Source organism: Achromobacter sp. UMC46 (genome assembly GCF_014170335.1).
Taxonomy (GTDB): Bacteria; Pseudomonadota; Gammaproteobacteria; order Burkholderiales; family Burkholderiaceae_B; genus Achromobacter.
In genome coordinates this window covers 404127-428858 of the sequence record NZ_LZZS01000005.1, presented here as the reverse complement: position 1 = coordinate 428858, position 24732 = coordinate 404127, and the positions used below count along the sequence as shown (strand labels likewise).

The window sequence follows — 24732 nt, the reverse complement described above, 5'->3', positions numbered from 1 at the left end:
AAGTAAAATGGTTTTATTTCACATATCCATGAGCGAGAATCATCTGAATGCTTGAGCGCATCCACCTCAGCATCGTCCAGCAGGTCGAAAAACAAGGGTCGTTGACGGCTGCCGCAGGCGTGCTGAACCTGACCCAGTCGGCCCTGAGCCACAGCATGAAGAAACTGGAACAGCAACTGGGCACCGACGTCTGGCTGCGTGAAGGCCGAAGCCTGCGCCTGACGCAGGCCGGCCAATACCTGCTGGCGGTGGCGAACCGCGTGCTGCCGCAACTGGACCTGGCCGAAGAGCGGCTGGGCCAGTTCGCGCAGGGCGAGCGCGGCGCGCTGCGCATCGGCATGGAATGCCACCCTTGCTACCAGTGGCTACTCAAAGTGGTTTCCCCGTATCTGGCCGCATGGCCCGATGTGGATGTGGACGTCAAGCAGAAGTTCCAGTTCGGCGGGATCGGCGCGCTCTTCGGCTACGAAATCGACCTGCTGGTCACGCCTGACCCGCTGTTCAAGCCGGGGCTGAAGTTCGAGCCCGTGTTCGACTACGAGCAGGTGCTGGTCGTGGCCAAGGGCCACGCCCTGGCAACGGCCGCGTACGTGAAGCCCCAGCAATTGAACCAGGAAGTGCTCATCAGCTACCCCGTGGACATCGAGCGCCTGGACATCTACAACCAGTTCCTGTTGCCGGCCGGTGTCGCGCCCAAGCGCCATAAAGCCATCGAAACCACCGACATCATGTTGCAGATGGTCGCCAGCGGCCGCGGTGTGGCCGCGCTGCCGCGCTGGCTGGTCGAGGAATACGCGGCCAAGATGGACGTGGTGCCTGTGCGGCTGGGCGTACGCGGCATCGCCAAACAGATCTTCCTGGGGGCACGCGAGGCGGATACCGCCATCGATTACGTGCGGGCCTTCATCGAACTGGCCCGCCTGCCGGTCACCACATCGTGAGCTTCACCGCAAGGCCCGGCAGCAGCATCATCGATGCCTATTCGTTGGAAGTCAGTGCAAAGGACATTCCTGCGCTGACCGCCGTGGCGCCTCGCATATTGCCCGGCTCAATGGTTTCCATTCCCTATCTGCCTCGCGAGGACAACGACGCGCGCCTGACCGCAGCGCAGGCCGTGCGCAGGCTCGGCTTTGAGCCGATGCCGCACCTTTCCGCGCGCCGCATCTCGTCGCTTGCCGAGCTTGATGCCTTCGTCAAGCGCGCGGTCGCTGAAGCCGGTGTCGAACGCTGCTTCGTGATCGCTGGGGATCCGTCCACCCCGATGGGGCCGTTTTCCGACAGTTCCTCGTTGATCGAAACCGGCGTTTTCGAGCGCTCGGGCATCAAGGTCGTCGGTGTGGGTGGCCATCCTGAAGGCCACCCGGCAATGAGCGCGGCTGACCGGTGGGATGTGCTTGAACGCAAGTGCGACAGCATCGGCCGGCGCGGCATGACGCCCTTGATCGTCACGCAGTTTGCGTTTGATGCCGACATCGTGTTGACCTGGTTGAAAGCCCTGCGTGAGCGCGGTATCGACCATCCCGTGCGCGTGGGCGTGCCGGGCCCCGCGGGCGTCGCAGTGCTTGCGCGCTATGCCGCCTTGTGCGGCGTCAGCGCATGCGCATCGATGTGGTCCAAGTACGGCATCTCGCTCGGCAAGCTGTTCGGCACGGCGGGGCCGGATGTTTTTGTCGATCGCTTGGCCGCCGGACTGACCGAAGCGCATGGAAAGGTGAGCCTGCATTTCTTTCCATTTGGCGGCATCGCACAGTCTGTGAAGTGGATAGAGCAGTATCGTGCTCGCGCCGAGCCCACAACGCGGTGAGACGATTGATCATTTGTATTGAGGTACCATCTTCCGGCCACTCCCCCTGAGAAAAGGAAAACATCTGATGCGCTTAAAGGCTCTTGCACTCTGCATGATGGTTGGATTCGCTAGTTCGGCCGCCGCACAAGACAGCACTCAATCATTGCAACAGGCCTTGAAGCAAATACCGCAGGCGGTGCTTACCGCGCCTGACGCGATGCAGATATTCTTTGTGGACACGCAAGCCTGGCAAGGGCTGGAGAAGGCCGGGCCGTCAGCGGATGGCATGCGCAGATTGGCCATGGCGCAATGGATCAGCCCGCTTCAATCCATTGGGTACGGCCTGGACCAATGGTCGGCCAACGCCAAAATCCCTTTTGATGAACTCTCTTATTTCGCCGCATTTGGCCAGGCGCCCGGCAACATCACCTATTGGGGGATGAAGGACGGGAAATCCGTGGGAAAGCTTGTTGATGGCCTCAAGCAGGCCGATTTCTCCGCGGTCGAGGGTGACGTCCCAGGCGTTCTCGCCAATGGCGAGGCCCAGAAGATGGACTTGAAGAAGGCCAATCCAAGAGACCCGTGGAGAGGCTCGATGGGCAAGGCAAGCTTTGTCCTGCCGTTGGATACCGCGTTGGTTCAGGCGCCAGCCGCAACGGGAATGAAAATGCTCGCCAAACCGACGCCGTCGGTATTGGACAGTGAAGTCGTTGCCGCCTCGGTTGCCGGTTTGAAGGAAGCCCTGGCTTCGGACCGTGGCCACATCGTGCAGGCTGCGGTCATCTCACCTGTTTTCGGCCTGGAAGGCGTCGATCCGGCGAAGGTACTGCCCGCCAATCCCGCAGACTTTGAAACCGCAAAGCGCAATCTTGAAGCTGCTGCGGCATCCAGCGCGCGTGGTATCCCGCCTTACTTCTCCGGCATCCTCGCAGACGCCCAGATCAACAACGTGCCCGCAGTGGTGATTTCGCTGGCTTACGCAGATTGCGCCAGCGCCAAGCAGGCCGTGGATGGCATCGGCGCGGCGTGGAAAGAAAGCATGGCGGGCGCGGTGGAAGCCAAGGTCTCCGGACGTCCTGTCCAGGCCGGCAATCTATGTGCCGCGGTCGTCAGCATGGTTTCCCCCAAAGCCGAGAATGCGGGGAACCCGATTCTGTCTCAGGTGATGAACCGCTATATGCAGCGCGATTTCAAGGTGCTGCAGATCGGCGCGTCGCGCTGATTGCCGGACGGGTCAGCGCGGGGTGAGGAAGTGCTTCATGCGTTCTACTTCCTCATCCAGCGCACTGCGGAAGGCAGCGCCTTTGGGGGCTGCGCCCGCCACATAACCGAACGCGGGCGCCAGGCGTCCTTCGTTCGCTGACACGTTGGCCCAGCCGATCACCTCGTCATGCCATAGCATCGGCAGCGCGTAGTAGCCGAACTGGCGTTGCGCCGGCGGCGTGTAGGCCTCGAATTTGTACGTCCAGCCCCAGAGTAGCGTGAAGCGGCGCCGGTCCCAGACCACGGGGTCGAACGGGGCGAGCAGCCGCAGCCGGTCATCGACCGCGTAACGGCGCGAGCGCGGGTTTTCGTCGGCGGGCCAGTACCAGGTCGTTCCATCGATGCGGCAGTTGGCCAGGTGCTCGCGCGCCAAGCGCAGCGCCGCCTGGATTTGCGCAGTCAGATGCGGAGCGCCATAGCCGAGCAACCGCAGCAGATAGGTCAGGCTGGCGGCGGGCAGCGGCGCATATTTGCGGACCACCAGGTCGATCAAGGTGGCGGCGCGGCGAACGCAGCCGGCGGGGCTGTCGTCCGCGGGCGGGTGCGCGGCCGCCTCGTAGATACGCGTTCCACTGTCGCGCCGTTTCACTCGCAGCAGGCCGCGGTAGTGCATGCCGTCCAGCAATTGCGTGCTGGCGTTGCTTGAACCGCCCCAATAATTTTTCACGCGCCCGTGTTGGAAGTGCTGATCGACTTGGCGCGGGTGGACCGCGCCGTGTTCACGCACGAAGGCCAGCACGTCGGCGGCTTTGCGCTCGGTCTCGGCATCCCAGGCCTTCCTGGCCTGGCGGGGATGCATCAGCGCCAGATGTTCGCTTGGCAGGAAGCCGTAGTTGACCAGGCAGTCTTCGTCGATCGCCAGCCGCGTGTAGCGGCGCTCCAGGTCGCCGGCGCGGTAGTCCTTGACGCGGTGACGCAGCGTCAGGTCCTGTGCCCGGGCGGGGGCGCGGATGGGGTCGGCCTGCACAAAGCCCAGCCGTCGGATCGCCGCCGGCAAGGTGACTGGCGTAAACAGGCTGCGCACGACCGCGTAGCGGCGCAGGTCTTCAAGGCGGGGTTCAGTAGGCATTTAGGAATTGAATCACAGTAAGAACAATGCCCGCTCGCCGTCAAACAACTCGAGGCGGTTTGGCGGCCGCAACGCGTAGCCTTGCGATCGAGTATGCCTGCCGCAACATTCGCGTGAACGCGGTGTCGCCGGGCATCATCAAGACGCCCATGCACGCCCCGGAAACGCATGGCGCACTGGCCGCATTGCATCCCATGAAGCGTCTGGGCGAGGTCGCCGACGTGACTCAGGCGGTACTCTATCTGGAGGACGCCGGTTTCGTGACCGGCGAGATCCTGCATGTGGACGGCGGGCAAGTCGCGGGCGCTTGACCGTCGAGAAGGCCCGGCCCTGCAACGATGCGTTTACACGGAGAGCAAGAGATGCCTTACGTAAATATCAAAGTCACCCGGGAAGGGACGGCGCCCGACGCGACGGCGCCCGACGCGACGGCGACCACGCCCGAGTAAAAGCGCGCGCTCATCAAGGGCGTCAGGGACTTGTTGTTCGAGGTGCTGGGAAAGCCGCACGCGTCGACCTTCGTCGTCATCGACGAGGTCGAAATGGAAAATTGGGGCGTCGGCGGCGTCACGGTGTCGGAATACCGCGCGCAACAGGCCAAGGGCGGCAAGTAGGTCCGCCATCAATCGGGTCCGTCTTTCGCGCCCGCCCCGTTCAAGAACAAGTCCATCATGGCCTGAAGCTCCCCGGAAAGTGACAAGCCCGGTACGCTAAGCCAGCGCAGCAATGCACCGAAGTACAAGTGATGGAACGATGTCGCAAGCTGGTCGGCGGGAAGGGAGGGGTCCAGCTCGCCCGCCTGCTGGCCGCCCGCAATCAGCTGTTGCCATGCGGATGCGATACCGCCGCTTCGCCGGTCATCGGTGGCCGCCATGTTCAGCAGCCGATGCCGAAGGTATGCCATCAGATAGGTCGGATGCTTCTCGCACCAATCCGCTGACGCGCTCAGGATGCACCAGACCCGGTCCCTGAACGTCTTGCACCGGCTGACCGCATCCTGCAGGCCAGCCAGGTCGCGTTCAAGCTCCGCATCTACCCAATAGGCAAGCACGGCTTCCTTTGTGGGGAAGTGGTTGTAGAGCGTTCGTTTGGCGACATCGGCCTCTGCGGCAATTTGCTCCATCGTCACCGATTCGTAGCCGTGAGCGTCGAAGAGGGAGGCTGCGGTGCGGGTCAGATGGTCAAGCATCTGAAGCCGCTTGCGTGCTCGGCGTCCCGGGTCGTCGGTCTGATCCATCGCCTGAATTCCATTAAAGTGCACGAATTGCAAAAGTATACGTCGTGCACTACTATGCGTCCACTTACGGTGCCAGGTTTGGAAAGGGCGAACCATGAAACTTGCTGTCGTGACTTACGGGACCGAGGGCGATGCACGACCCCTTGCGGCGCTATGCCGCGCCCTGATGGACGCCGGGCACGAAGCCAGGCTGTTGGCCGACCGCTCCACGTTGAGTTCGGCGCACGCGCTGGGCGTGCCTTGCGGGGCGCTTTCGGGGGATATCCGGCAAGCGCTGATGCCAGGCGAAGCCCTGTCCATCGCAGTGCAAGAAAAGGGCGGCTTCAACCGCACGGCCAAGGCGCTGGCGGAAATCGCCAACACCCACACGTCGGCCTGGATGCGGGAGGTGCGTGACGCAACGGAAGGATGCGACGCCATCATCGTGTCGGGGCTGGCGGCCTTCGTCGGCTTGTCGGTGGCCGAATACCGCGGCATCAAGGCAATCGGCGCGGGGCTGATTCCCATCACGCCCACCGCCGATTTTCCATCCCCCTTTCTTCCTCCCGCCAAGGTGCCGCACTGGCTCAACCGGGCAAGCCATCGCCTGGTCAATGGATTGCTGTGGCACGCGTTTCGGAAGAAAACCAATGCGGCCCGGGCGAATGTCTGCGGCTTGAGCCCGAGAAAAAAGGTGTGGACCGATCACCCTATGCTGTACGGCTTGTCGCCGAGCCTGCTTGCCCAGCCGGGCGACTGGCCGGGCAACGCGCGGGTGTGCGGCCAATGGAACATGCCGGTTGAGGCGTGGGCGCCGCCTCAGGACCTGGGCGACTTTCTGGCAGCGGGCGAGGCCCCCCTCTATATCGGATTCGGAAGCATGGCGGGCTTTGACCGGCGGAATTTCCTGGACACGCTGGTCAACGCGGTCGGGGGCCGGCGCGCATTGTTCTATCCCGGTTGGAGCGGCATGGAGACGGCCGCGCTGCCCAAGAACTTCTTCAAGATCGGAGAAGTGCCCCATCATTGGCTGTTCCCGCGCACCGCCCTGGTCGTCCACCACGGCGGTGCGGGGACGACACACTCGGCTGCAAGAGCCGGGGTGCCGTCGGTGGTGCTTCCTTTCGCCGGCGATCAGTTCTTCTGGGCGCACAGGCTCCGGCAGTTGGGCGTCGCGGCAGCGCCTGTAAGGGGCAAAAGGGTTGGCGCCGCCGAACTCAGGCAGTCGATCGATGCCGCGGCGCGCGACGACGTGCGAGTCCGCGCGCGCGAGCTTGGCCTGAGGATGGCCGGCGAGGATGGACTGGGCACGGCGGTCGCGGCGATCGAAGGACTATTGCGCGGCTGACGCTGGCGCCTGCACGGCGCGGCCGACAGGCACCAGTTCCCGCCACCATGCTTCACCCGCGTGGGGCGCGTTCAGATCCACCCGCTCGCCCATTTCAGGCGTGGTCAATGCCACGCCTTTCGTGGAAGCCAGCTCGGCGACCCGTTCAAACGGTTCCTGCCAGGCATGCATTGCCAGGTCGAACGTGCCGTTATGGATCGGCAGCAACCACCGGCCGCGAAGATCCAGATGGGCCTGTAGCGTCTGCTCCGGCTGCATGTGCACGTAGGCCCAGCGCTTGTCATACGCGCCGGTCTCCATCAGCGTCAAGTCGAACGGGCCGAAGGCGTCGCCGATGGCCTTGAAGCCGTCGAAGTAGCCGGTGTCGCCGCTGAAGAACACGCGCAGGTCGTCGTCCTGGATCACCCACGAGGCCCACAGGCTGCGGTCGCTGTCGGTCAGGCCGCGGCCCGAGAAATGCTGGGCCGGGGTGGCCGTCAGCCGTAGTCCCTCGACCTGGGTCGACTGCCACCAGTCCAGTTGTTCGACCTGTTCGGGATCGATGCCCCAGGAGATCAACTGGTCGCCCACGCCCAGCGGGGTGATGAAGCGGCCTGTCTTGCCGGCCAACTGCATGACCGCCGCATGGTCCAGATGGTCGTAATGGTTGTGGGACAGGATGATCCCGGCAACGGGCGGCAGATCTTCAATGGCGATGGGCGGCGCGTGAAAGCGTGCCGGACCGGCCCATTGCACGGGGGAGGCGCGCTTGGAGAAGACCGGGTCGGTCAGCCAGTACTGGCCGCGCAGTTTCAAGAGCACGGTGGAATGGCCAAGGCGGTACAGGCTGCGGTCGGGGGCGGCGTCAAGCTGGGCGCGAGTTAGCGCGCGGACCGGAATGGGTTGGGCGGGAACCGTGCCGGTGGGCTTGTCGAACAGGAATGCCCACGTCAATTTCAGGCCATTCCAAAAGCCCATGGGCGGGCGAGGCGATACGTTGGTGAAGCGGCCGTCGCGGTGCTGGGGCGATTCCGGATAGCTCGGCTGGGTGCACTGGAGGTAGGCGGTAGTGGCGGTCACGGCAAGAATTCCAAGCAGAAGGAAGGCAAGGACGGAGACGGAGAGGCGCTTCATGGAAGGCGTCTTAAATGTAGACTGCACAGTGTAGTTTCGTTATCCGAAAAAGTACACTGTGCGGTGTAAAATGAGGTTTCCCTGTCTTAGGCCACCTTTCTCAGGCCGCCCCATGCCCACTCCGCCACAACGTCTGACTGATCGGAAACGCGAGGCCATCATGCGTGCGGCCGTCGATGAATTCCGCACGGCCGGATACGAGGCCACGAGCATGGACCGCATCGCCGCCGCAGCGGGCGTGTCCAAGCGCACGGTCTACAACCATTTCCCCAGCAAGGACGCGTTGTTCGGGCAGATGCTTGAGCAGTTGTGGAATAGCAGCGCGGACGGCGTCGATATGGCGTACCGCGCCGATCTGCCGCTGGATCGGCAACTGAAGCAGCTGCTGATGCAGAAGCTGGAATTGTTGGGGGATTCGAACTTCATCGATCTGGCGCGCGTGGCGTTGGCCGAGATCATCCATTCCCCCGAGCGGGCGCAGGATATCGTGTGCCGCATGGGTGAAAAGGAAAGCGGGGTGACGGCCTGGATTCAGGCCGCCATCGCGGACGGGCGCCTGGCCGAAGTCGATCCCGACTTTGCCGGTCACCAATTGCAGGGGCTGGTTAAAAGCTTCGCGTTCTGGCCACAGGTCACGCTGGGGCAGGCGCCCCTGAGCCCGGAAGCGCGCAAGCGGGTGGCGGATTCGGCGGTGGCGATGTTCCTGGGCTGCTACGCGCGCGGCAGCAAGCCCTAGGGCACGGCCGTTACCCCTGCCGGCTCATGATGCTCAACGCCACGGCCTCGGCGATCTTGATGCCGTCCACGCCCGCCGACAAGATGCCGCCCGCATAGCCGGCGCCTTCGCCTGCCGGGAACAAGCCTTGGGTGTTGATGCTTTGCAGCGTCTCGTTGTCGCGCTTGATGCGAATCGGCGACGACGTGCGCGTCTCCACGCCCGTCAGCACGGCGTCGTGCATGCCGTAGCCCTTGATGCTCTTGTCGAAGGCGGGCAGGGCCTCTCGGATGGCGGTAATGGCAAAGTCGGGCAACGCGGTAGCCAAGTCGGTCAGGTGTACGCCCGGCGTGTAGGACGGTTGCACCGAGCCGAATTCCGTCGACGCCTTGCCCGCGATGAAGTCCCCCACCAGCTGTCCCGGTGCGCTGTAATCGCCGCCGCCCAGCTCAAACGCCCGCGATTCCAGCGCGCGTTGAAAATCCACGCCGGCCAGCACGTGTTCCGGGTAATCCTGTTCGGGTGAGATCCCCACCACAATGCCCGCGTTTGCGTTGCGTTCGTTGCGCGAGTACTGGCTCATGCCATTGGTGACGACGCGATTGGGTTCGGACGTGGCCGCCACCACCGTGCCGCCCGGGCACATGCAGAAGCTATACACCGACCGTCCGTTGCTGGCGTGGTGAACCAGCTTGTAGTCGGCCGCGCCCAGAATCGGATGGCCGGCGTTCGGGCCGAAACGCGCCTTGTCGATCAGCGATTGCGGGTGCTCGATCCGGAAGCCGACCGAGAACGGCTTGGCTTCCATGAACACGCCTTGGTCGTGCAGCATTTGGAAGGTGTCGCGCGCGCTGTGGCCGATAGCCAGCACGACGTGGTCGGCCTCGATGTGCTCGCCGTTGGCGAGCGTCACGCCCGTGATCTGGCCGTTCTCGCGTTGCACGGTTTCCACTTTGCTGGAGAACCGGACTTCGCCGCCCAGTTTGGTGATGGTGTCGCGCATGACTTCCACCATGCCCACCAGGCGGAACGTGCCGATGTGCGGTTTGCTGACGTACAGGATTTCTTCCGGGGCGCCGGCCAGCACGAATTCCTTGAGCACTTTTTCACCGTAGTGCTTGGGGTCTTTGATCTGGCTGTATAGCTTGCCGTCCGAGAAAGTCCCCGCGCCGCCTTCGCCGAACTGCACGTTCGACTCCGGGTTCAGCACGCGCTTGCGCCACAGGCCCCACGTGTCTTTGGTGCGCTCACGCACCGCTTTGCCGCGCTCCAGGATGATGGGTTTGAAACCCATCTGCGCCAGGACCAGCCCGGCAAACAAGCCACAGGGGCCGGTGCCGATGACGATGGGGCGCTTGGCCAGGCCTGCTGGGGCTTGGGCGACGAACTTGTATTCGGTGTCGGGCGTGGGCTTGACGTGGCGGTCGTCATGAAACCGCTGAAGCAGCGCCGCTTCATTTTCAACGTCGATATCCAGCGTGTAGGTCAGCAGGATATTGGTCTTTTTGCGCGCATCGTAGCTGCGCAGGAAGATGGTGAAGCCGTGCAGGTCGCTGGCCGGAACGCCCAGTTTTTTCAGAATCGCAGCGGGCAATTCTTCGGGGGTGTGGTTCAACGGCAGCTTGATTTCAGACAGTCGCAACATGCGTGGGTCCAGATGGATGGGCGATCACAACGTCGCCAAACCGGGAATTGTACTGGACGGCAGGGCGGCGGCAGAGGATACACCCGATGTATCCCGCCGGGTGCGGCCGGCGGGATGCACGCAGAGGGGCCGAGAGGATTCGAACGAATACGACTCGATTTTGCTCCGTTTCCTAGGGACCTGATGAGACCGTATCACTAAAGTAATGCCTGTCGATCGCATTCGTTGTGGCGGCAAAAAAACCGATGGCAAAACGATGCCTGCACTGAATAAGCGGTGCACGCATGGTGGATGCTTGTTCACTGCAAGCCTTTACGGTCGTGGCAGTTAATCCCTCAGTATCAGGAATCAAAAAATGAAAAGTAGCACTCTCGCATCCTTGTCCGCAGCCGGCGCGTTGGTGGTGGCGTTGGCGCCGGGCGTCTCGCACGCCCAATGGGATGGCCAAGTCAAATTCGTGGGCAAGATCAGCGACGTCACTTGCCTGATCAACGGCAACGCGCCTGGCATGAACAACATTCTTGAAGTGCCCATGGGTGAATACGCGCCCAACCACTTTAGCGGCATTGGCGTGAAGGGCGACTCCGAACCGTTCAATATCAGCTTGACTGCCGGTGGCGGGGCAGTGTGCTCTAGCAGCGCGACCGCCCGCGTCGCCTTTGACAACGATTCTGTCCACGTTGACAAGAGCTCTGGCAACCTGATGATCTCCAGCACCTCGCCCGCTCAGGGCGTGCAGATCGAGATCTATGATGCCGGCAACGGCAGCACGGGCAAGATTCATCTGGGCAACCGCCAAATGGCTCCCCAGGAAGTGGCGCTCACCGCTGCGGGTGGCACTCTTTCCTACACGGCCAATTACGTCTCGACCGCTGCGGCCGTCCTGCCGGGCACGGCCAATTCGATTATTCCGTTCATGGTTGCGTACGAGTAATCGACGGCTGAGTCAGTAGGAGTCGTAATCATGACGCTAGTTGTGCGTAGTGTTTTTTCTGCTGTGGTGGCTGGCGTCATGGCCTGGGCAGCTTGCGCCGGTTCGGCGCAAGCTGCCTTGGTGCTGATGGGAACCCGGGTCGTATACCCGTCCGATGCCAAGGATGTTTCCATCCGGGCACGCAACGAGGGTTCTGAACCCATGCTGACACAGGTGTGGGTGGACGATGGCAGCGCGGGCATCGCGCCGGCAAATATGGTGGTCCCATTCATGGTGTCGCCGGTTCTGACTCGAATTGACCCTAACTCCAGCGCCCTGATCCGCTTGACCTATATCGGCGGTCAACTGCCGGATGACCGGGAATCCCTGTTCTACCTGAATGTGCTGGAAGCGCCGCCACGCAGCGATTCCACCACGTCGGCGATGTTCAGCTTCAGAACTCGTATCAAGATTTTCTTCCGGCCAGCGGCTCTGCGCGACGGCCACGAGGACGCACCCGCCGCGCTCGAATGGAATCTGGTCGGCTCGGGGGGAAGCAGGGCGCTAGAGGTCAAAAACCCGACGCCATTTCACGTGTCCATGTCTTCCATCGAATCGGTGGTTGGCGGAAAGCGCACAAGCATCGGTAATGGGATGGTCGAGCCCTATGGTACTCAGCGCTTCAAACTGCCCCAGGGCATCGGCGCCGGCACCGGCAAGATTCGCGTGGACTACGAAGCGATCAACGATTTCGGCGGCCGTCATACGTTGACACGCGAGTTGACGCGCTAGACCCATCTGGTCGCGACGCTTCAGCGGCCAGACCACTAAAGCATTTGTATCTGGATGGTTGGCATGTACGCTTCACTGCGGGGAAAGACACGTCTTGTGATTGGCCGGAGTAGGGACGAGCACTGTTGCGGTAATGCAGAATCGCGGCTAAAGCCCAGGCGGTTGTTCGTAGCGTTGGCGCTGGCTTGCAGTTCCGGAGCCCAAGCCGTGGAACCCACGCGGCACGTCCAGTTCGATCCCCAGGTTCTTATGCCTGGGGTCGGGGGAGACACCATCGACCTTTCCCGCTTTGAGCGCAGTGGCGTTGTTGCGCCGGGGCAGTACCGGCTGGAACTCTACGTCAACGGCAAGTGGCGCGGTACGCAGGATATCGAGTACCGCGGTTCACAGGCGCTTGGCGGGCAGCCCTGCTACGACGTGGGCTTTCTGGAGCGCGCAGGCCTGGATGTTCAGCGCAGCGCCCGCAATGCCGCGGAGCAAGGCCGGGTGCCGCTGGGCGACAGCCCGGTTTGCGAGGCCCTGGACCAATTCGTGCCCGGCGTTTTGGTCAAGACCGATTTGGGTGAGCAGCGGCTGTATCTGACCGTGCCGACCTACTATCTGCGTACCGAATTGGCCGACAACTACGTGGATCCAAGCTATTGGGACAGCGGCATCACGTCGGGCAGGCTGAACTACAACGCTAATGCCAACACCGTGGAAAACCGCGGGAATCGCTACACGCGGGCCTATGCAGGCTTGAATGCAGGGCTGAACGTGGGCGCTTGGCGCTTGCGTCACATGGGGTCGTTGACGTGGGGCTCCAGGGGCGCTGGCGCGGACTATCAGCGCGGGCAGACCAATCTTAGTACCGACATCCCGGCATGGCGTTCGCAGCTGCGTATCGGCGAAACCTCCACCAATGGCGATTATTTCGACGCGGTATCGTTTCGCGGCGTGAATATCAGTAGTGACGAGCGCATGCTTCCACGAAGCCTTCGCAACTACGCGCCGGTGATACGCGGCACGGCGTCCACCAATGCGTCGGTATCGGTGTATCAGCGCGGATTCCTCATCTACGAGGTCACGGTGCCGCCGGGGCCGTTTGCCATCGATTCTCTACAGGCCGCAGGTTTCGGCGGGGATCTCGAGGTCAAGGTCGTCGAAGCCAATGGCGAGGAGCGCCGATTCATCGTGCCCTTCGCCACGGGCGTGGAGCTCTTGCGCCCGGGTACAACGCGCTATTCGGTCTCGGTCGGTCGCGCGATGTCGTCGGTCAACCGCAGCAGCGGTCAAAACATATTCGAAGGCGTCATCCGGCGAGGCCTTACCAATATGGTGACCGGCTACGGCGGCCTGGCGGCCAGCGACTACTACGGTGCGGCGATGGGTGGGATGGCGCTCAATACGTCGTTGGGCGCATTTGGCGGCGATGTGACCGTGGCCAGCGCGAACCTGCCGGAACAATCCAGCATTTCCGGTTCCAGCTATCGCTTTGCCTACAGCAAGAATCTTCCAAACAGCGGAACCAACTTTTCATTGGCGGCCTACCGGTACTCCACGAGCGGCTATGTGGGTTTCAACGAGGCGATCGCCATGCGCGATGCGGGTCGAGGCAGACACTATGGCGACCTCGGCCGTCCACGCAATCGTTTCGACCTAAATATCAGCCAGCGCCTGGGGGCATCTGGTGGAACGCTATACGCCAGCGGAACCGCAACACAGTACTGGAAGCGCTCTGGCAGTGCCGTGAACTACAGCATGGGGTACTCCAACCAGTGGCGCGATGTGTCCTATTCGTTCAGCGTGCAGCGATCGCAAAGCATATGGCCTGGAAGCGCTGTATACAGGGCGGGCCGTGAGAAGAACACGGTGCTGGCGTTCAACATCTCTTTTCCTTTGGGCCGCTCCGCACGTGCGCCTGTGATGAATACGTTCGTCAGTCGCGACAACCAGGCTGGCACCAACGTGACCACGGGCGTCGGAGGAACCCTGGATCAAGCCGGTGATCTTTCGTATTCCGTGTCCGCTTCCCGAGACACCCGTGCCGGCAGCAATTCGGCCAACGGCAGCCTGGACTACCGGGCGCCGATGGCCAGCGTGGGTGCCAGCGTTTCCCAGGGAACGGGCTACCGCCAAGGCACCTTGCGGGCCAACGGAAGCGTGCTGGCGCACCAAGGCGGGCTGACATTTGCGCCCATGATGGGCGAAACCGTGGGGCTGCTGTACGCGCCGGATGCCGAGGACGCCCGAGTCGGTTTCGGGCAAAGCAAGATCGACAGCCGTGGGTATGGCCTGATTTCAAGCCTTTCCCCCTACCAGATCAACACCGTCGAGCTGAACCCGGGCGACATGTCAGATGACGTGGAATTGATGAACAGTTCCCGCACCGTGGCGCCGCGCGCGGGGGCGGTTGTGCTGCTTTCTTATCCCACTCGGCGTGCGCGGCCCGTGCTGATCGACAGCACGCGGCCCGATGGCAGCACGCTTCCGTTTGGCGCGGAAGTGTTTGATGTTGCCAGTGGCGAGTCCATCGGAGGGGTGGGCCAAGGCAGCCGCATTGTCATGCGGGCGGCGCAAGACCAAGGTTCCATTCGTGTGGAGTGGGGCGGCAAGCCCGAGCAGCAATGCCAGATCGAGTACGAATTGCCGCAACGCGCCAAAAGCGTCAAACAAGACGGCTTCGACACGCTGCAACAGACCTGCCACCCGGTTCCCGTGCAAGCACAGCCGATGTCTCCGCTGGCGCGCCGATGAGCACATTCAACCGCGTCTTCCCCAAGCGATGGTCGATAGGATGGCCGCTATTGCTTCTGTGCCTGCCGATGGCGGCTGCATGGGCCGACCTGGCCGTCAGCGGCACGCGCTTCGTCTACCGCGAGGGGGAAAAGCACGTCTTGGTTCCTCTTAGCAACACCGGCGAAGCCCCCGTTCTTGTGCAGGCCTGGCTAGACCACGATGGCGCTGAAGCGGACCTTAGCCGCCTGCAAGTGCCATTCGTGCTGATGCCTACGCTGTTCAGAATCGACCCCGGCGAACGTAAAGCGTTGCAGTTGCGGTATACGGGCGAGGCGCTGCCGCAAGATCGGGAGACGGTCTTGCGGATCAACCTTCGGCATACGCCATCCACCGGCCAGTCAGAGAACAGGCTGCAGGTGGTGTTGAGCTATGTGATGAAGGTGCTGTACCGCCCCAAAGGCCTGCCGGGCACGCCCCAGGATGCGCCAGGACAGGTGCGATGGACTTACCACCACGGGACGGCGCAGGACGCGCCCTACCTGCAGGCCGAGAACCCCACTCCGTACAGCGTGTCCTTGGCGACCGTCCGCATTCGCGGCAGACAGGGATCCACCGAATTGAGGGGCCTGACCCTCATGCCGAAAGCGGTTGAACAGTTTTCCCTTCCCCTGGACATGGCCGCGCCGTCCCCGGCGGGCGACACGCTGGAATTTGAGGCCGTCGACGACCTGGGCCTTGTCGTGCCCGGCACGGCAACGCTGCGCGCCGCATCCCGCCGCTAACGATTTCTATGCGTCCCGGCCCAGCGGGAAGGGGCGGACGCCACCTCTTGGAGTACATCAGCGATGAAAACAGTCTCAATTCTTCCTCGCCTTGGACGGCACGGCCGGCAACTGGGCTTGGGCGTCGTGCTTATTGCGGCTTCGGTAGGGGCGGCGCAGGCTCAACCCCGCGATTACTACCTACGCTCTTGCTCGCTATTCCAATTTTCCGCCAGCCCGGTCGGGGGGGCGACCCCGTGGGTCAAGACGGGCCTGGATACGTCTACCGTTGACAACGTTATCGCCACGCGCACGTTGAGCCTGAGCTCCGAGGGGACTTTCGTGCGTCAAGACGTCACGGGGGCCAAGCCCAAAATGCTCATCGGTGGAAGGTGGGCGGGAGGGCCTCCGTATGCGGGTTCCCTTATTCCGACCAACGTGAAAGGGTTGGGCATTCGCGTCAAGAAAGGCTCCGCCGTGGTCAAGGCGGAGCGAATGGATGATTTTTTGACGCTGTATACCGCCAGGATCAGGTCCTCGCTCCCGCCGTTGGAAGTAGTGAGCCGCAAAGAGCAATATGGCACTTCGATCGAGATAGAGCTGGTGGTGATAGGGGATGTGGCGCCAGGCATACACACTGTGACGGGTCTGGATCCCGGGTGGAGCAGCACAGTGTTTGAAGCCGTGACGCTGCAGCGGCCCGAGGCATCGGCACCGGACGTGGGTGCACATTTGGTTGCTCCCCTTGACGATGGACCCGTGCCGCCGGGAGGGGGCGTCCAGTGCTACCAGCGCCTGGAATACGACGTCTCGGATATGTTGACGCTGGAGGGCGGGGGACCGGTTATCGAGGCCACGTGTACAGTGGACGCCAAATTCACAGGCGCGGGGTTCACGCTGCCGATGAACACCCACCGCGTCAGCGATTTTCCGAACGATGGCGATGTTGGCCGGCAGGTTCCCTTCAGTGTGTCGGTAAATAGTTGCGCGGCCGGGGCCAAACCCAGGATTGCGTTCAATGCACAGTACGGCTTGGTGCCGGGCGCCTCGGGCAGCGTCCTACAGCTCAAAGACGCGGGTCACGTGGGGGTCGCAAAGAATCTTGGCATTATCCTTACCCGGGCCGGGCAATCTTCTGCGTTAAGTATTGGTGATGGCCCTGGCGCCGTTGGCACCAAGTACGATTTTGACAACATTCCTGCCTCGGGCGTTGCTGCCAATGCCATGGCTGAGATCGCCTTGGAAGCCCGTTACAAGCGGGTAGATCAGTCCGGCGTGCGCGGTGTCCAGCCCGGCGCCGCCATTAGCCAAGTCAATTTCAAGATTTTCTATGATTGAAGACTGAACGCATATCGGCTGAGCGGTAAGGGAAACTTGGCCGCCGCGTTGTCGCGGCGGCCAAAGCGTTCATGCCGGCGCAACCGCGCCGGCCGGTCAACCCGCCTTTATCACCAAGACATATCGATCATGCCGTAGTTGGCGCCCGCCAGCGGTACCTGACTTGCAGAGGCAGACACGGTGTTGCCCAGCATCGCGCCAGCGTTGACCCCCACAAGCGCCCCGAAGGTTTGGCTTTGGCCGGGGGCGAAGTCTACCTGGGTGGATGTTTGGGAATAGGTGACTTGGCCTTCGTTCAAGCCGACCAGCCCGCCCATCGTCATGCCATACCCCCAATAAGAAGACCAGCCCGATTGCGCGCCTGTGACGCGGCCGGTGGCGGAAGAGTAGTCGATTATGCCTCGCAGCAGATTGTGGCCCACCAGGCCCCCGACTGTGGCGTAAGAGTCGCCCGCCACGATACCGCTGGCGTACCCGGCCGTTATCGTTCCCGAGTTTTGCCCCGCCAATCCACCTGCCACGCTGTAACTGCCGGCTTGCACGGCGCTGGACGAGCTTGAGCCCGAAATGTGTCCGCGGTTCTCTCCTACCAGACCGCCTATCGTGGCGTACTCACCCGCGCGGACATCGGCGACGCTTGAGACACCGTATTCAATGGTGCCGGCGTTGGCCCCTACAAGGCCCCCGATGCGGGTGCCCGAGTTGGGGTAAAAGGCGTTGACCGTGGCGCTGCTGGCCACGCCGTTCTGGATTAAGCCACCCTCGCCGTTGTAGCCGACCAGACCGCCGATGTTGCGGGCATTCTGGTTATCTTCGACGCCGTCGCCACTGGCCTGAACATTGCGCAAAGTGCCGTTGTGGTTGGCGCCGACCAACCCGCCTGTGTTTGCGCCGTTGTAGTTGTCGACCTTGCCGGAGGCTGTGGAGTCTGAAACGGTGCCACCGGTATTCAGGCCAATCAATCCGCCGATGGTGCTGTCTGTAGTGCCCACGACTTGGCTGCTGCTATGGCCTTGGGTGATAACGCCGCTGTTGATGCCGACCAAGCCACCTGCATTGTTGGCGTTCGACGCGGACACCATTCCCGAACTGTTGACGTTGTCGAGCTTACCGCTGTTGTGGTTCAGCCCCACCAGCCCGCCGATATTGCGCTTGGCGCTGTAGGAAACGACCGACGATGTACTGCCCGAATTTTGGATGACGCCGCCGTTGTTGGCGCCAGCCAGCCCTCCCATTCCGCCCCGGTCGTTAAGCAGCAGGTTTCCGCTGACCGTGCCGGACGTATGGCTGTCGAGGATGGTGGCCAGGGAGGACAAGCTTGCCTGGTTGATGCCGACCAATCCGCCCAGGGTGTGGGTTGCCGAACCACTATAGACCTCCCCCGCGAACGTCGAATTACTGATGGTGCCGCCGTCGTTGGTGCCGACCAGGCCGCCCGTGACGTTGAAACGATAATTGTCGCCATAGACGGTGGTGGCGGAGACGCGCACGTTGTCGATCAGGCCGGCGTTGCGGCCAGCCAGGGTACCCACGGACAGGGGCATGGCGCCGGCGTTGGATGAACTGACGGCCATGGAGGTCAGGGCCAGATTGCGGATAATGCCGGCCGAGGACGAAAATAATCCGACGTTGCCGCCACCATTGACCACATTGAAGCCGGTCAGCGTGTGGCCCAGGCCGTCGAAGGAACCGTTGAAGGTGCCGTAGGCGCCACCGATCGACTGGAACATGTCCGTGCCGTGCAAATCCACGCCCAACACGTAGCGACCGTTAAGGTTGCGGTTGACGGCTTGCAGATCTTGCTGATTCTGGATGATGTTGTGAGGAATGTCGTTCGACAGGAAAGCGGTGCCGTCCCCGTTCAAGGTGATGTTGGCCTGGGATCCGCCCAAGAAATAATTGGCGGATGCCGGGTTTGAGGCGCTTGGACCGGTGCCGTTAGCGGCAGTGGTGGTGTTCAACGCAAGGCGGTTGCCACTGCCGCTTAACTGGATCTGGTCGTTGATCTGGATGCGATCGTCCGCCTTGAGGAGCAGCGCGCTTCCCGTGCCGTTCGTTGCCACGGTGCTGTTCAGAACCGTCTTGCCCGAGGCGCCGTGTTGCGCGTTCAGCGTCAGGCTGTTGCCGCTGCTCCAGTTGACGGGCGCGTTGACCTCCACGTCGCCGGCAGTGCTGGCCAGTTCGATGTTGTTATCGGCCAGGTTGCGGTTCAGCGTGTTGGCGTGAATCGTCGCGTCGACGATGGCGGGGGTGTCTTTTTCGACCTTGACTTCGCTAGCGGTGATCTTGACGTTGCCGGTATAGCCATTGATGGCTCGGGTATCGAAGGTGGTGCCCAGGCGGACACGAACACGCTGACCGGAGGCTTCGATGGCGCCGCCGTTGCCAGGGCCGGTGAACGCATTCGCGGTAAGCCGGCCGGCCACGTCCACGACGCCTCGAGCGCCCCCGTCCAGCACGATTTTGCCAGAGGTGTTGTTCAGCATGTTGGCTTCGATGATGCCGGTATTGTTGACGACCGTCGTCAAGGGCGAGGCATTTGCGTGCCTGGCCTTTAGCAACACTTGCCCGTCGCTGGCCTGGATCATCCCCGCATTCTGCGCCAGGGCATGGGTGGACGCGGCATTGACTTCCAGCTTGAGCAGGCCGCTTCCCATGCTGACGGTGAAGCGGTCTCCCGCGCCCAGGGCGACCGTGCCGCCATTGGCGCGGATCATGCCGCTGTTGAGAGCGCGCGCGCCCAGAAACACCACGTCACCGCCCTGGGCGGTGATCCGCGCGCCGTTGTTCTCGACGAAGTTAGTCCCGCCGCCTTCGAAAACGAATTCGCCGTTGGTGTTGTTGTAGAAAAGATCGGGGTTGACCGATCGTGTCGAGGCCACCAGCCCGCCCACGTTCACCTGAGCGCCCGAGTTGAAGACGATGCCCTGGGGATTGACGATAAATACCTTGCCGCCCGCATTGAGACTGCCGTTGATGAGGGAACGGTCGCTGGCAGGCACGTAGTTCAGGACCATATCGCTGGCCCGCTGGTTGAAGGTGAGGCGTTCTCCGTAGTCGACGCCGAAGCTGTTCCAGTTAATGACGGCCTTGGGCGTGGTCTGGCCGACGACCATATCCTGGCCGATGGTCTGGATGTTGGCCGTGCCATGGGTCACCACGCCGCCAGCGGGCAACGCATGCGCCGCAGGCATCATCGCCGTCAGGCCGAGCACGACTGCCGCCATGACGCCGGCACGTACGCCGGAGCAGCTGGACTTGCCACGTTGCTTGGCGGATTCGCCAGCGACGCTCCAGCATCCCTTGGATTCATTCCATACCACGGTATAGGACTTGTTCATGTCTTCCTTCTTGCAAGTGACGCACGGGGAAATGTCCGTGCAGGGTTGAAAAAACGCGTGACGCGTCGGGATCAAAAAAGACGGGTGGCCTGGAACCACAAGCGCGGTTCGCGTTTGGGGCCTTCTTGTCGATAGTTGTTCTGCTCCAGCGGCCATGCTGCGGTCAGCGTGATCTGGTGCTGGCGGCCGGTCTGGATCAGGCTCACACCTGTGGCCGACAGATGCTGGCTGTTGCGGCCGCTGGCCCACGGGCGCTTGTTGAGCCGCACGGCGCCCTTGTCGACGAAGGCGGCAAGCTGCAAGCCGGGAAAGGGCAGGTAGCGCAGGTCCAGACTGCCTTGCCAGCCTTCGTCGCCGCTGGCGGCGCCGTTGGGAAAGGCGCGCACGCCGAAGGGGCCGCCCAGGCTGAACTTCTCGGAGCTGTCCAGGTTTTTGGATGCCAGTTGCGCGCTGAATTGCGCGGACAACATGAAAGGGCCCGGCAGGTTCTGCAGCCGCAGCAGGGTGATGTTGGCCTTGCCGAACCGGCCGGCCGCGCGGCTGTACAGGCGGTCGCCTTGGCGGCTGTTGGCGTCGCGCAGCTGCAGCGAACCGATGCCGTAGGACAGGTACATCGCGCTACGGCCGCCGCCCCAAAGGCCATCGTCGCGGCTGCCGTTCAGGGACGCCGTCCACAGGCCGACATGCTTGCGGTTGACGACTTCAAACAAATCCATGGCGTCGCGCATGCTTTTGTCGTCATACTGCAGCTGGGCCTGCAGCGTGAGGTTGCGGCTGCGCAAGAGCGGCCGCTGCACGAACAGGCTGACGATCGAGGCCTTGCCGTGCGCTTCCAAGAGGTCGAAGTCCCGGCCTAGCTGATAGCGCATGTTGGAGACGCTGGCGCCGAGTCGCGTCAAGCTGGATCCGACCGGCACCTGGTAAGCCGCGCGGTAGTAGCGCTGCTTCTTGTCGCTGCTCAGCAGCCGCAGGTTCAACTGATCGCCCAGGCGCAACGGGCTATTCACGTCCAGAGTGCCGGCCAGGCGGAATTCACCGGTGTAGTAGCCGCCGAAGTTGTCGACGTCCAGACTGCCCGCCCTCAATGGGCCGGGCTCGGCATCGATGAACAGTTCGGTGGAGCCGGGGGCCTTGCCGGGCCGCAGCGTGCCTTGGATCTGGACGCCGGGGATGTCATTGACGAGCATCAGACGGTTGTCCAGCGCCTCGAGGTGCACGGCGTCGCCTTGGCGCAAAGGGGAAAGCGCGCGGATCAGGACCGAGTCGCTGACGCGGGTCTGGTTGTTCAGCGCGACGCCGTCGTAGACGCCTTCCTGGATGGCGATCTGAACCACGCCATCGACGATGTCTTGCGGGGGCAGATAGGCGCGGGCCAGCAGGTAGCCATGGTCTTGATAGAACTTGGTGATGCGGTCGGTGGCGGCGCGCAGGCCATCAAGGCTTTGTTCGGTGCCTGGCAGGTCCGCCAGCAGTTGCTGCAATTCCGTATCATCGAAAACCTGATTGCCGCGCAGCTGAAATCCGCTGACGGGCACGCCGGGGCCTTCCGATTGACCGGTGGCCAAGGGCCGGGATGACGGGGCGGTGACGTCCAGGCTGGGTTGCGAAGCCGGAGGCGAAAATGCGGGGAGGGTCGATTCAAGCTCTTTGAGCGCCCGGCCGGCGTCGGGGATTTGGGCCGGGGCCGCGAACGGGGGCAGCGTCAATAGCAAGCCGACCGTCAATCTCCAGCGCAATCCAGCCGTGGAGAAATTTGGCGGGATGGGATTCGATCGCCCAGGAAAAGCCTTTCGGCGCACTGCCGCCAATGAATCTTGAAATATCACTTAGTTCTACCCGCTGTTTGCAGCGGCCCTTTATTGGTTTTGTCATTACCGTGAGCCGATCGCAGACGCGTTTACCCTGGCGTGCGATGCCAGTTGGGTGCGTGGAAAACAATGCGGGGCTCGAATTATTTGGCGGACGGCGTGTTAATCGCGATTCGGTCGCCACGGATGATGACTATAGGTTTTTGTAGGACTAAGAGAGTTAGGAATAATACGAAATTGATGAGTTGGCTGTTCGAAATTAAAACCAGTAAATTTGCGGTTGTTTTTGGTAATATTTTTAAAATCTATTGAATTACCCGCTTTTTTGTCGCGTCGTGTTCAATAAGTGTCAGCGGGAGGCAGGTTTTGTCTTATTTTTCATGTGGGTAGATGGCGTTGTCGTCGAGTGCAAATATGCTTAAGGGATGGTGCTCGTCTACAATAAATTTGGAATAATTGTTCCTCCCTTGATATGGAAGAGTGCATTGGCGTCTGAAAACGATATATGTGTCGTGATTGTCGATGACCACCCGGCGGTGTCGCTGGGTGTGGTGTCGGTGTTAAGTGAGAAAGCCGGCTTCGTGGTCGTGGGGCAAGCTGCGGATTCGACCGGGTTGGTGGATTTGCTTAATGAAAAACCCTGTGATGTGCTGATTTCCGACTTTTCGATGCCGGGAGGGAAGTATGGCGATGGGTTGGCGCTTATCGCCTATCTGGAACGGTCCTACCCGACGCTGCGTACCGTCATCTACACCATGTTCGATAGTCCGATATTGGTATGGGCGATGGTGCGGCAGAACGTCATGGGGATTGTCAGCAAATGCGATTGCCCCAGTCATTTGATTAATGCCGTGCGGGCGGTATACGCCGGGCGGCAGTATTATTCGCCGGTGATAAAAGAATTGCTGCTGAATAACATGCAGATGGGGGGCGAGGGCAGGCTGACGCCGCGCGAGGCGGAAGTCGTTCGTTTGTTCTGCGCGGGGGGAACCATCACCAATATTGCTGAAATGGTGCACCGGAGCGTGCAGACGATCAGCACCCAGAAGCGAAGCGCGATGCGCAAGCTAGGCGTGACGACGGATGCCGATTTGATCCGTCATGTGTTGGGCAATGGGATGAACACGTCGATAGACATGGCGGGCGCCGAGGGCGTGCGGCGCCTGCGTTAGAAGAATTCGTCCAGCAGGCAATAGAACCTGATGCGCTGCGCGTCGGGCGCAATGCCATATGCGCGGAAGAAGGGGGGCACCCATTGCTCGCCCACATTGCGGGCGATGCTGCGCGCCGCCAGCGCCAGGTCTTGAAATCGGTCGGCGATACCTAGACGGCCGCAGTCGATGAAACCCGTGAATTGGTGGCCGTCGACCATGAAGTTGGGAAGACAGGCGTCGCCGTGCGCAACCACCGGATCGCGCGCCGTGGGGCAGCTTGACAGCAGTTCAGCCAGCACCTGGCTGGCCGATTGCCCCAGCCGTTCATCGTCGAAATCCGCTTCGTCGACAAGCCCGGCGTCGACGTGGCGCTTTGCCTGCGCGATGCGCGCCTCCAGCCGGTGATCGAACGGGCAGGTTTCAATCGGCAGGTGGTGCAGGTTGCGCAATGCCGTGGCCAACACGCCAATGATCTGTGCGGGCGCCAGGGCGGCGCTGGCCAAGTCGCGGCCGCGAATCGCAGTCATCAGCAGCCAGTGGCGGTCGCCTTCCATCGCGGTATCCAGCACGTGCGGGGCTGGCTGGCCGACCTGCGCCAACCAGCGCAGCCGGTCGATCTCGTCCGGCAATTCGCTGACGCCGCCGGCAAGTTCCGACTTCAGGAAAAGGTCTGGCCGATTGGGGCGTCGCACGCGGAACACGTCTGCGCGCGACTCGCCAATGGATTGTTGTTCTACGGAGGCATGGGCGAAGTCTCCGCGCCATTTGGCGGGGAGGGTGATGCGGTTGCTTTCCGTGGCGTTGAACGATTCCATTGGTTTACCGATTCACAAGGCGGCTCCAGAGCGAGCTTCGACATGATAATCAGACTTGGCCAACGCGTGGCGCTATCCGCGGCTGGACTCGCTTTCATACTGTTGCCATGCCTCGCGCGCGCTGGCGCCCTGGTGGATCATCGCCATCAGCGCGCGCACCACGGCCGACGGATTGCCGTGCTGGTAGACGTTGCGTCCATACACAAGGCCGACCGCGCCCTGGTCCAGCAATTCCCAAGACCGGCCGAATACGCGCTGCAGGTCTTCGCGGCCGCCGCCCCGCACCAGCACGGGGCAGCGCGCCGCCTGGACCACGCGGTGGAAGTCGCGGGTTTCGGTCGTGGGGTCGGCCTTGACGATGTCGGCGCCCATTTCGCGCGCCAGTCGGACGAGCGTCACGATTTTCTCGGCGTCGCCGTCCACCATGTAGCCGCCGCGCGCGGAGTGGGGCGCCATGACCAGGGGCTCGATCATCAGCGGCATGCCGTAGCGGTCGCAGTCGGCGCGGACGCGCGCGATGTTGGACACGCATTGGCGGAACAAGTCGGGCTCGTCGGGCAGCATGAACAGGTTGACGACGACGCAGGCCGCGTCCATCTGCACGGCGGGCAGCACCGGGTCTTGCGTGTTCTGCAGCACGGCCCACATCACGCGGTGCGTGGTGGCGTTATAGGGGTTGCCCATGTCCAGGCGCATGACCAGCGCGGGCTTGTCGCGCCCCGGGCGCTGTTGCAGCAGCCCGGCCTGGCCGTAGTTGAGCTGGATGGCGTCAGGGCGCGCCGCGGCCAATTGGTCCACGACGGCGGGCATGTCTTCCAGGCCGTCCAGGAATCCGGGTTCGTTGCAGACGCCGTGGTCGACGGCGATGTCCAGGCAGCGCCCGGCGGTCAGCAGGCGGTTCAGGCGCGCTTCTTTGTTGTGCGTCATTGAGGTTTCC

General features: G+C 62.4%; 20 protein-coding genes and 1 pseudogene. 13 read left to right on the top strand and 8 right to left on the bottom strand.

Annotation, left to right across the window (positions count from 1 at the left end):
• The first annotated feature begins 47 nt into the window (after positions 1–47).
• The 3 genes from A9973_RS09690 to A9973_RS09680 all read left to right on the top strand — a co-directional run bounded on the left by A9973_RS09690 (position 48) and on the right by A9973_RS09680 (position 3008).
• Positions 48–941, top strand: coding sequence for a LysR family transcriptional regulator (locus A9973_RS09690; RefSeq protein ID WP_183013545.1), 894 nt, complete (start codon positions 48–50; stop codon positions 939–941).
• A complete protein-coding gene (locus A9973_RS09685) occupies positions 938–1804 on the top strand; it encodes a methylenetetrahydrofolate reductase (RefSeq protein ID WP_370539470.1) in 867 nt (288 codons plus the stop codon). Before A9973_RS09690 ends, A9973_RS09685 begins: the two co-directional genes overlap by 4 nt.
• Before the next feature lie 67 nt (positions 1805–1871).
• Positions 1872–3008, top strand: a complete 1137-nt coding sequence (locus A9973_RS09680; RefSeq protein WP_183013544.1) for a hypothetical protein — start codon at positions 1872–1874, stop codon at positions 3006–3008.
• A 12-nt stretch (positions 3009–3020) separates the two neighbouring features.
• On the opposite strand, the gene A9973_RS09675 is transcribed toward A9973_RS09680, so the two are convergent.
• Positions 3021–4118, bottom strand: a complete 1098-nt coding sequence (locus A9973_RS09675) for a DNA glycosylase AlkZ-like family protein (RefSeq protein ID WP_183013543.1) — start codon at positions 4116–4118, stop codon at positions 3021–3023.
• A 47-nt stretch (positions 4119–4165) separates the two neighbouring features.
• Here A9973_RS09675 and A9973_RS09670 point away from each other — a divergent pair.
• Positions 4166–4429, top strand: a pseudogene (locus A9973_RS09670) (SDR family oxidoreductase); the annotation flags it as partial.
• Positions 4430–4579: 150 nt separating this feature from the next.
• Entirely contained in the window at positions 4580–4732 is a 153-nt protein-coding gene (locus tag A9973_RS31360; RefSeq protein ID WP_370539474.1) for a 4-oxalocrotonate tautomerase family protein, read from the top strand.
• A gap of 8 nt (positions 4733–4740) precedes the next feature.
• On the opposite strand, the gene A9973_RS09660 is transcribed toward A9973_RS31360, so the two are convergent.
• Positions 4741–5355, bottom strand: coding sequence for a TetR/AcrR family transcriptional regulator (locus A9973_RS09660; protein WP_183013542.1), 615 nt, complete (start codon positions 5353–5355; stop codon positions 4741–4743).
• 94 nt (positions 5356–5449) lie between these two features.
• Between A9973_RS09660 and A9973_RS09655 the strand changes: the two genes are divergently transcribed.
• Positions 5450–6682, top strand: a complete 1233-nt coding sequence (locus A9973_RS09655; RefSeq protein WP_183013541.1) for a glycosyltransferase — start codon at positions 5450–5452, stop codon at positions 6680–6682.
• Here the strand turns inward: A9973_RS09655 and A9973_RS09650 are convergent.
• Complete coding sequence (locus A9973_RS09650) at positions 6668–7795, bottom strand: MBL fold metallo-hydrolase (protein WP_183013540.1); 1128 nt, start codon at positions 7793–7795, stop codon at positions 6668–6670. The genes A9973_RS09655 and A9973_RS09650 overlap by 15 nt on opposite strands.
• A gap of 112 nt (positions 7796–7907) precedes the next feature.
• Between A9973_RS09650 and A9973_RS09645 the strand changes: the two genes are divergently transcribed.
• The gene (locus A9973_RS09645; RefSeq protein WP_183013539.1) at positions 7908–8531 is read left to right on the top strand and encodes a TetR/AcrR family transcriptional regulator; all 624 of its coding nucleotides are present in this window, start codon (positions 7908–7910) and stop codon (positions 8529–8531) included.
• 10 nt (positions 8532–8541) lie between these two features.
• Here the strand turns inward: A9973_RS09645 and A9973_RS09640 are convergent, their stop codons facing one another.
• A complete protein-coding gene (locus A9973_RS09640; protein ID WP_183013538.1) occupies positions 8542–10155 on the bottom strand; it encodes an NAD(P)/FAD-dependent oxidoreductase in 1614 nt (537 codons plus the stop codon).
• A 355-nt stretch (positions 10156–10510) separates the two neighbouring features.
• Between A9973_RS09640 and A9973_RS09635 the strand changes: the two genes are divergently transcribed.
• The 5 genes from A9973_RS09635 (at position 10511) to A9973_RS31355 (ending at position 16677) form a co-directional block, all read left to right on the top strand.
• The gene (locus A9973_RS09635; RefSeq protein ID WP_183013537.1) at positions 10511–11089 is read left to right on the top strand and encodes a fimbrial protein; all 579 of its coding nucleotides are present in this window, start codon (positions 10511–10513) and stop codon (positions 11087–11089) included.
• A 30-nt stretch (positions 11090–11119) separates the two neighbouring features.
• Positions 11120–11860 (top strand): fimbria/pilus periplasmic chaperone, encoded by a 741-nt coding sequence (locus A9973_RS09630; protein ID WP_255469100.1) that lies wholly within the window; start codon positions 11120–11122, stop codon positions 11858–11860.
• A gap of 207 nt (positions 11861–12067) precedes the next feature.
• Positions 12068–14596 carry a fimbria/pilus outer membrane usher protein gene (locus A9973_RS09625; protein WP_370539469.1) on the top strand — a complete coding sequence of 843 codons (2529 nt, stop codon included), beginning with the start codon at positions 12068–12070 and terminating at the stop codon, positions 14594–14596.
• Positions 14593–15360 (top strand): molecular chaperone, encoded by a 768-nt coding sequence (locus tag A9973_RS09620; protein WP_183013536.1) that lies wholly within the window; start codon positions 14593–14595, stop codon positions 15358–15360. The genes A9973_RS09625 and A9973_RS09620 overlap by 4 nt, the downstream gene beginning before the upstream one ends.
• Before the next feature lie 321 nt (positions 15361–15681).
• On the top strand, positions 15682–16677 hold the full coding sequence (locus A9973_RS31355) for a fimbrial protein (protein ID WP_183013535.1): 996 nt from the start codon (positions 15682–15684) through the stop codon (positions 16675–16677).
• Between the two features lie 110 nt (positions 16678–16787).
• Here A9973_RS31355 and A9973_RS09610 read toward each other — a convergent pair whose 3' ends face one another.
• Positions 16788–20018 (bottom strand): GLUG motif-containing protein, encoded by a 3231-nt coding sequence (locus A9973_RS09610; protein ID WP_183013534.1) that lies wholly within the window; start codon positions 20016–20018, stop codon positions 16788–16790.
• 71 nt (positions 20019–20089) lie between these two features.
• A complete protein-coding gene (locus tag A9973_RS09605) occupies positions 20090–21730 on the bottom strand; it encodes a ShlB/FhaC/HecB family hemolysin secretion/activation protein (RefSeq protein WP_255469099.1) in 1641 nt (546 codons plus the stop codon).
• 608 nt (positions 21731–22338) lie between these two features.
• On the opposite strand from A9973_RS09605, the gene A9973_RS09600 reads away from it, so the two are divergent.
• Positions 22339–22998, top strand: coding sequence for a response regulator (locus tag A9973_RS09600; RefSeq protein ID WP_370539468.1), 660 nt, complete (start codon positions 22339–22341; stop codon positions 22996–22998).
• Here the strand turns inward: A9973_RS09600 and A9973_RS09595 are convergent.
• Positions 22995–23795, bottom strand: coding sequence for an APH(3')-II family aminoglycoside O-phosphotransferase (locus tag A9973_RS09595; protein WP_183013532.1), 801 nt, complete (start codon positions 23793–23795; stop codon positions 22995–22997). The genes A9973_RS09600 and A9973_RS09595 overlap by 4 nt on opposite strands.
• Before the next feature lie 72 nt (positions 23796–23867).
• The gene (locus A9973_RS09590) at positions 23868–24722 is read right to left on the bottom strand and encodes a class I fructose-bisphosphate aldolase (protein ID WP_183013531.1); all 855 of its coding nucleotides are present in this window, start codon (positions 24720–24722) and stop codon (positions 23868–23870) included.
• Positions 24723–24732 lie beyond the last annotated feature (10 nt).

Excerpts from the sequence above, each read along its gene's own strand:
- A9973_RS09690 (WP_183013545.1), top strand. The coding sequence starts at position 48 with ATGCTTGAGCGCATCCACCTCAGCATCGTCCAGCAGGTCGAAAAACAA.
- A9973_RS09680 (WP_183013544.1), top strand. The coding sequence starts at position 1,872 with ATGCGCTTAAAGGCTCTTGCACTCTGCATGATGGTTGGATTCGCTAGT.
- A9973_RS09675 (WP_183013543.1), bottom strand. The coding sequence starts at position 4,118 with ATGCCTACTGAACCCCGCCTTGAAGACCTGCGCCGCTACGCGGTCGTG.
- A9973_RS09660 (WP_183013542.1), bottom strand. The coding sequence starts at position 5,355 with ATGGATCAGACCGACGACCCGGGACGCCGAGCACGCAAGCGGCTTCAG.
- A9973_RS09655 (WP_183013541.1), top strand. The coding sequence starts at position 5,450 with ATGAAACTTGCTGTCGTGACTTACGGGACCGAGGGCGATGCACGACCC.
- A9973_RS09650 (WP_183013540.1), bottom strand. The coding sequence starts at position 7,795 with ATGAAGCGCCTCTCCGTCTCCGTCCTTGCCTTCCTTCTGCTTGGAATT.
- A9973_RS09645 (WP_183013539.1), top strand. The coding sequence starts at position 7,908 with ATGCCCACTCCGCCACAACGTCTGACTGATCGGAAACGCGAGGCCATC.
- A9973_RS09640 (WP_183013538.1), bottom strand. The coding sequence starts at position 10,155 with ATGTTGCGACTGTCTGAAATCAAGCTGCCGTTGAACCACACCCCCGAA.
- A9973_RS09635 (WP_183013537.1), top strand. The coding sequence starts at position 10,511 with ATGAAAAGTAGCACTCTCGCATCCTTGTCCGCAGCCGGCGCGTTGGTG.
- A9973_RS09630 (WP_255469100.1), top strand. The coding sequence starts at position 11,120 with ATGACGCTAGTTGTGCGTAGTGTTTTTTCTGCTGTGGTGGCTGGCGTC.
- A9973_RS09620 (WP_183013536.1), top strand. The coding sequence starts at position 14,593 with ATGAGCACATTCAACCGCGTCTTCCCCAAGCGATGGTCGATAGGATGG.
- A9973_RS09610 (WP_183013534.1), bottom strand. The coding sequence starts at position 20,018 with ATGAACAAGTCCTATACCGTGGTATGGAATGAATCCAAGGGATGCTGG.
- A9973_RS09595 (WP_183013532.1), bottom strand. The coding sequence starts at position 23,795 with ATGGAATCGTTCAACGCCACGGAAAGCAACCGCATCACCCTCCCCGCC.
- A9973_RS09590 (WP_183013531.1), bottom strand. The coding sequence starts at position 24,722 with ATGACGCACAACAAAGAAGCGCGCCTGAACCGCCTGCTGACCGCCGGG.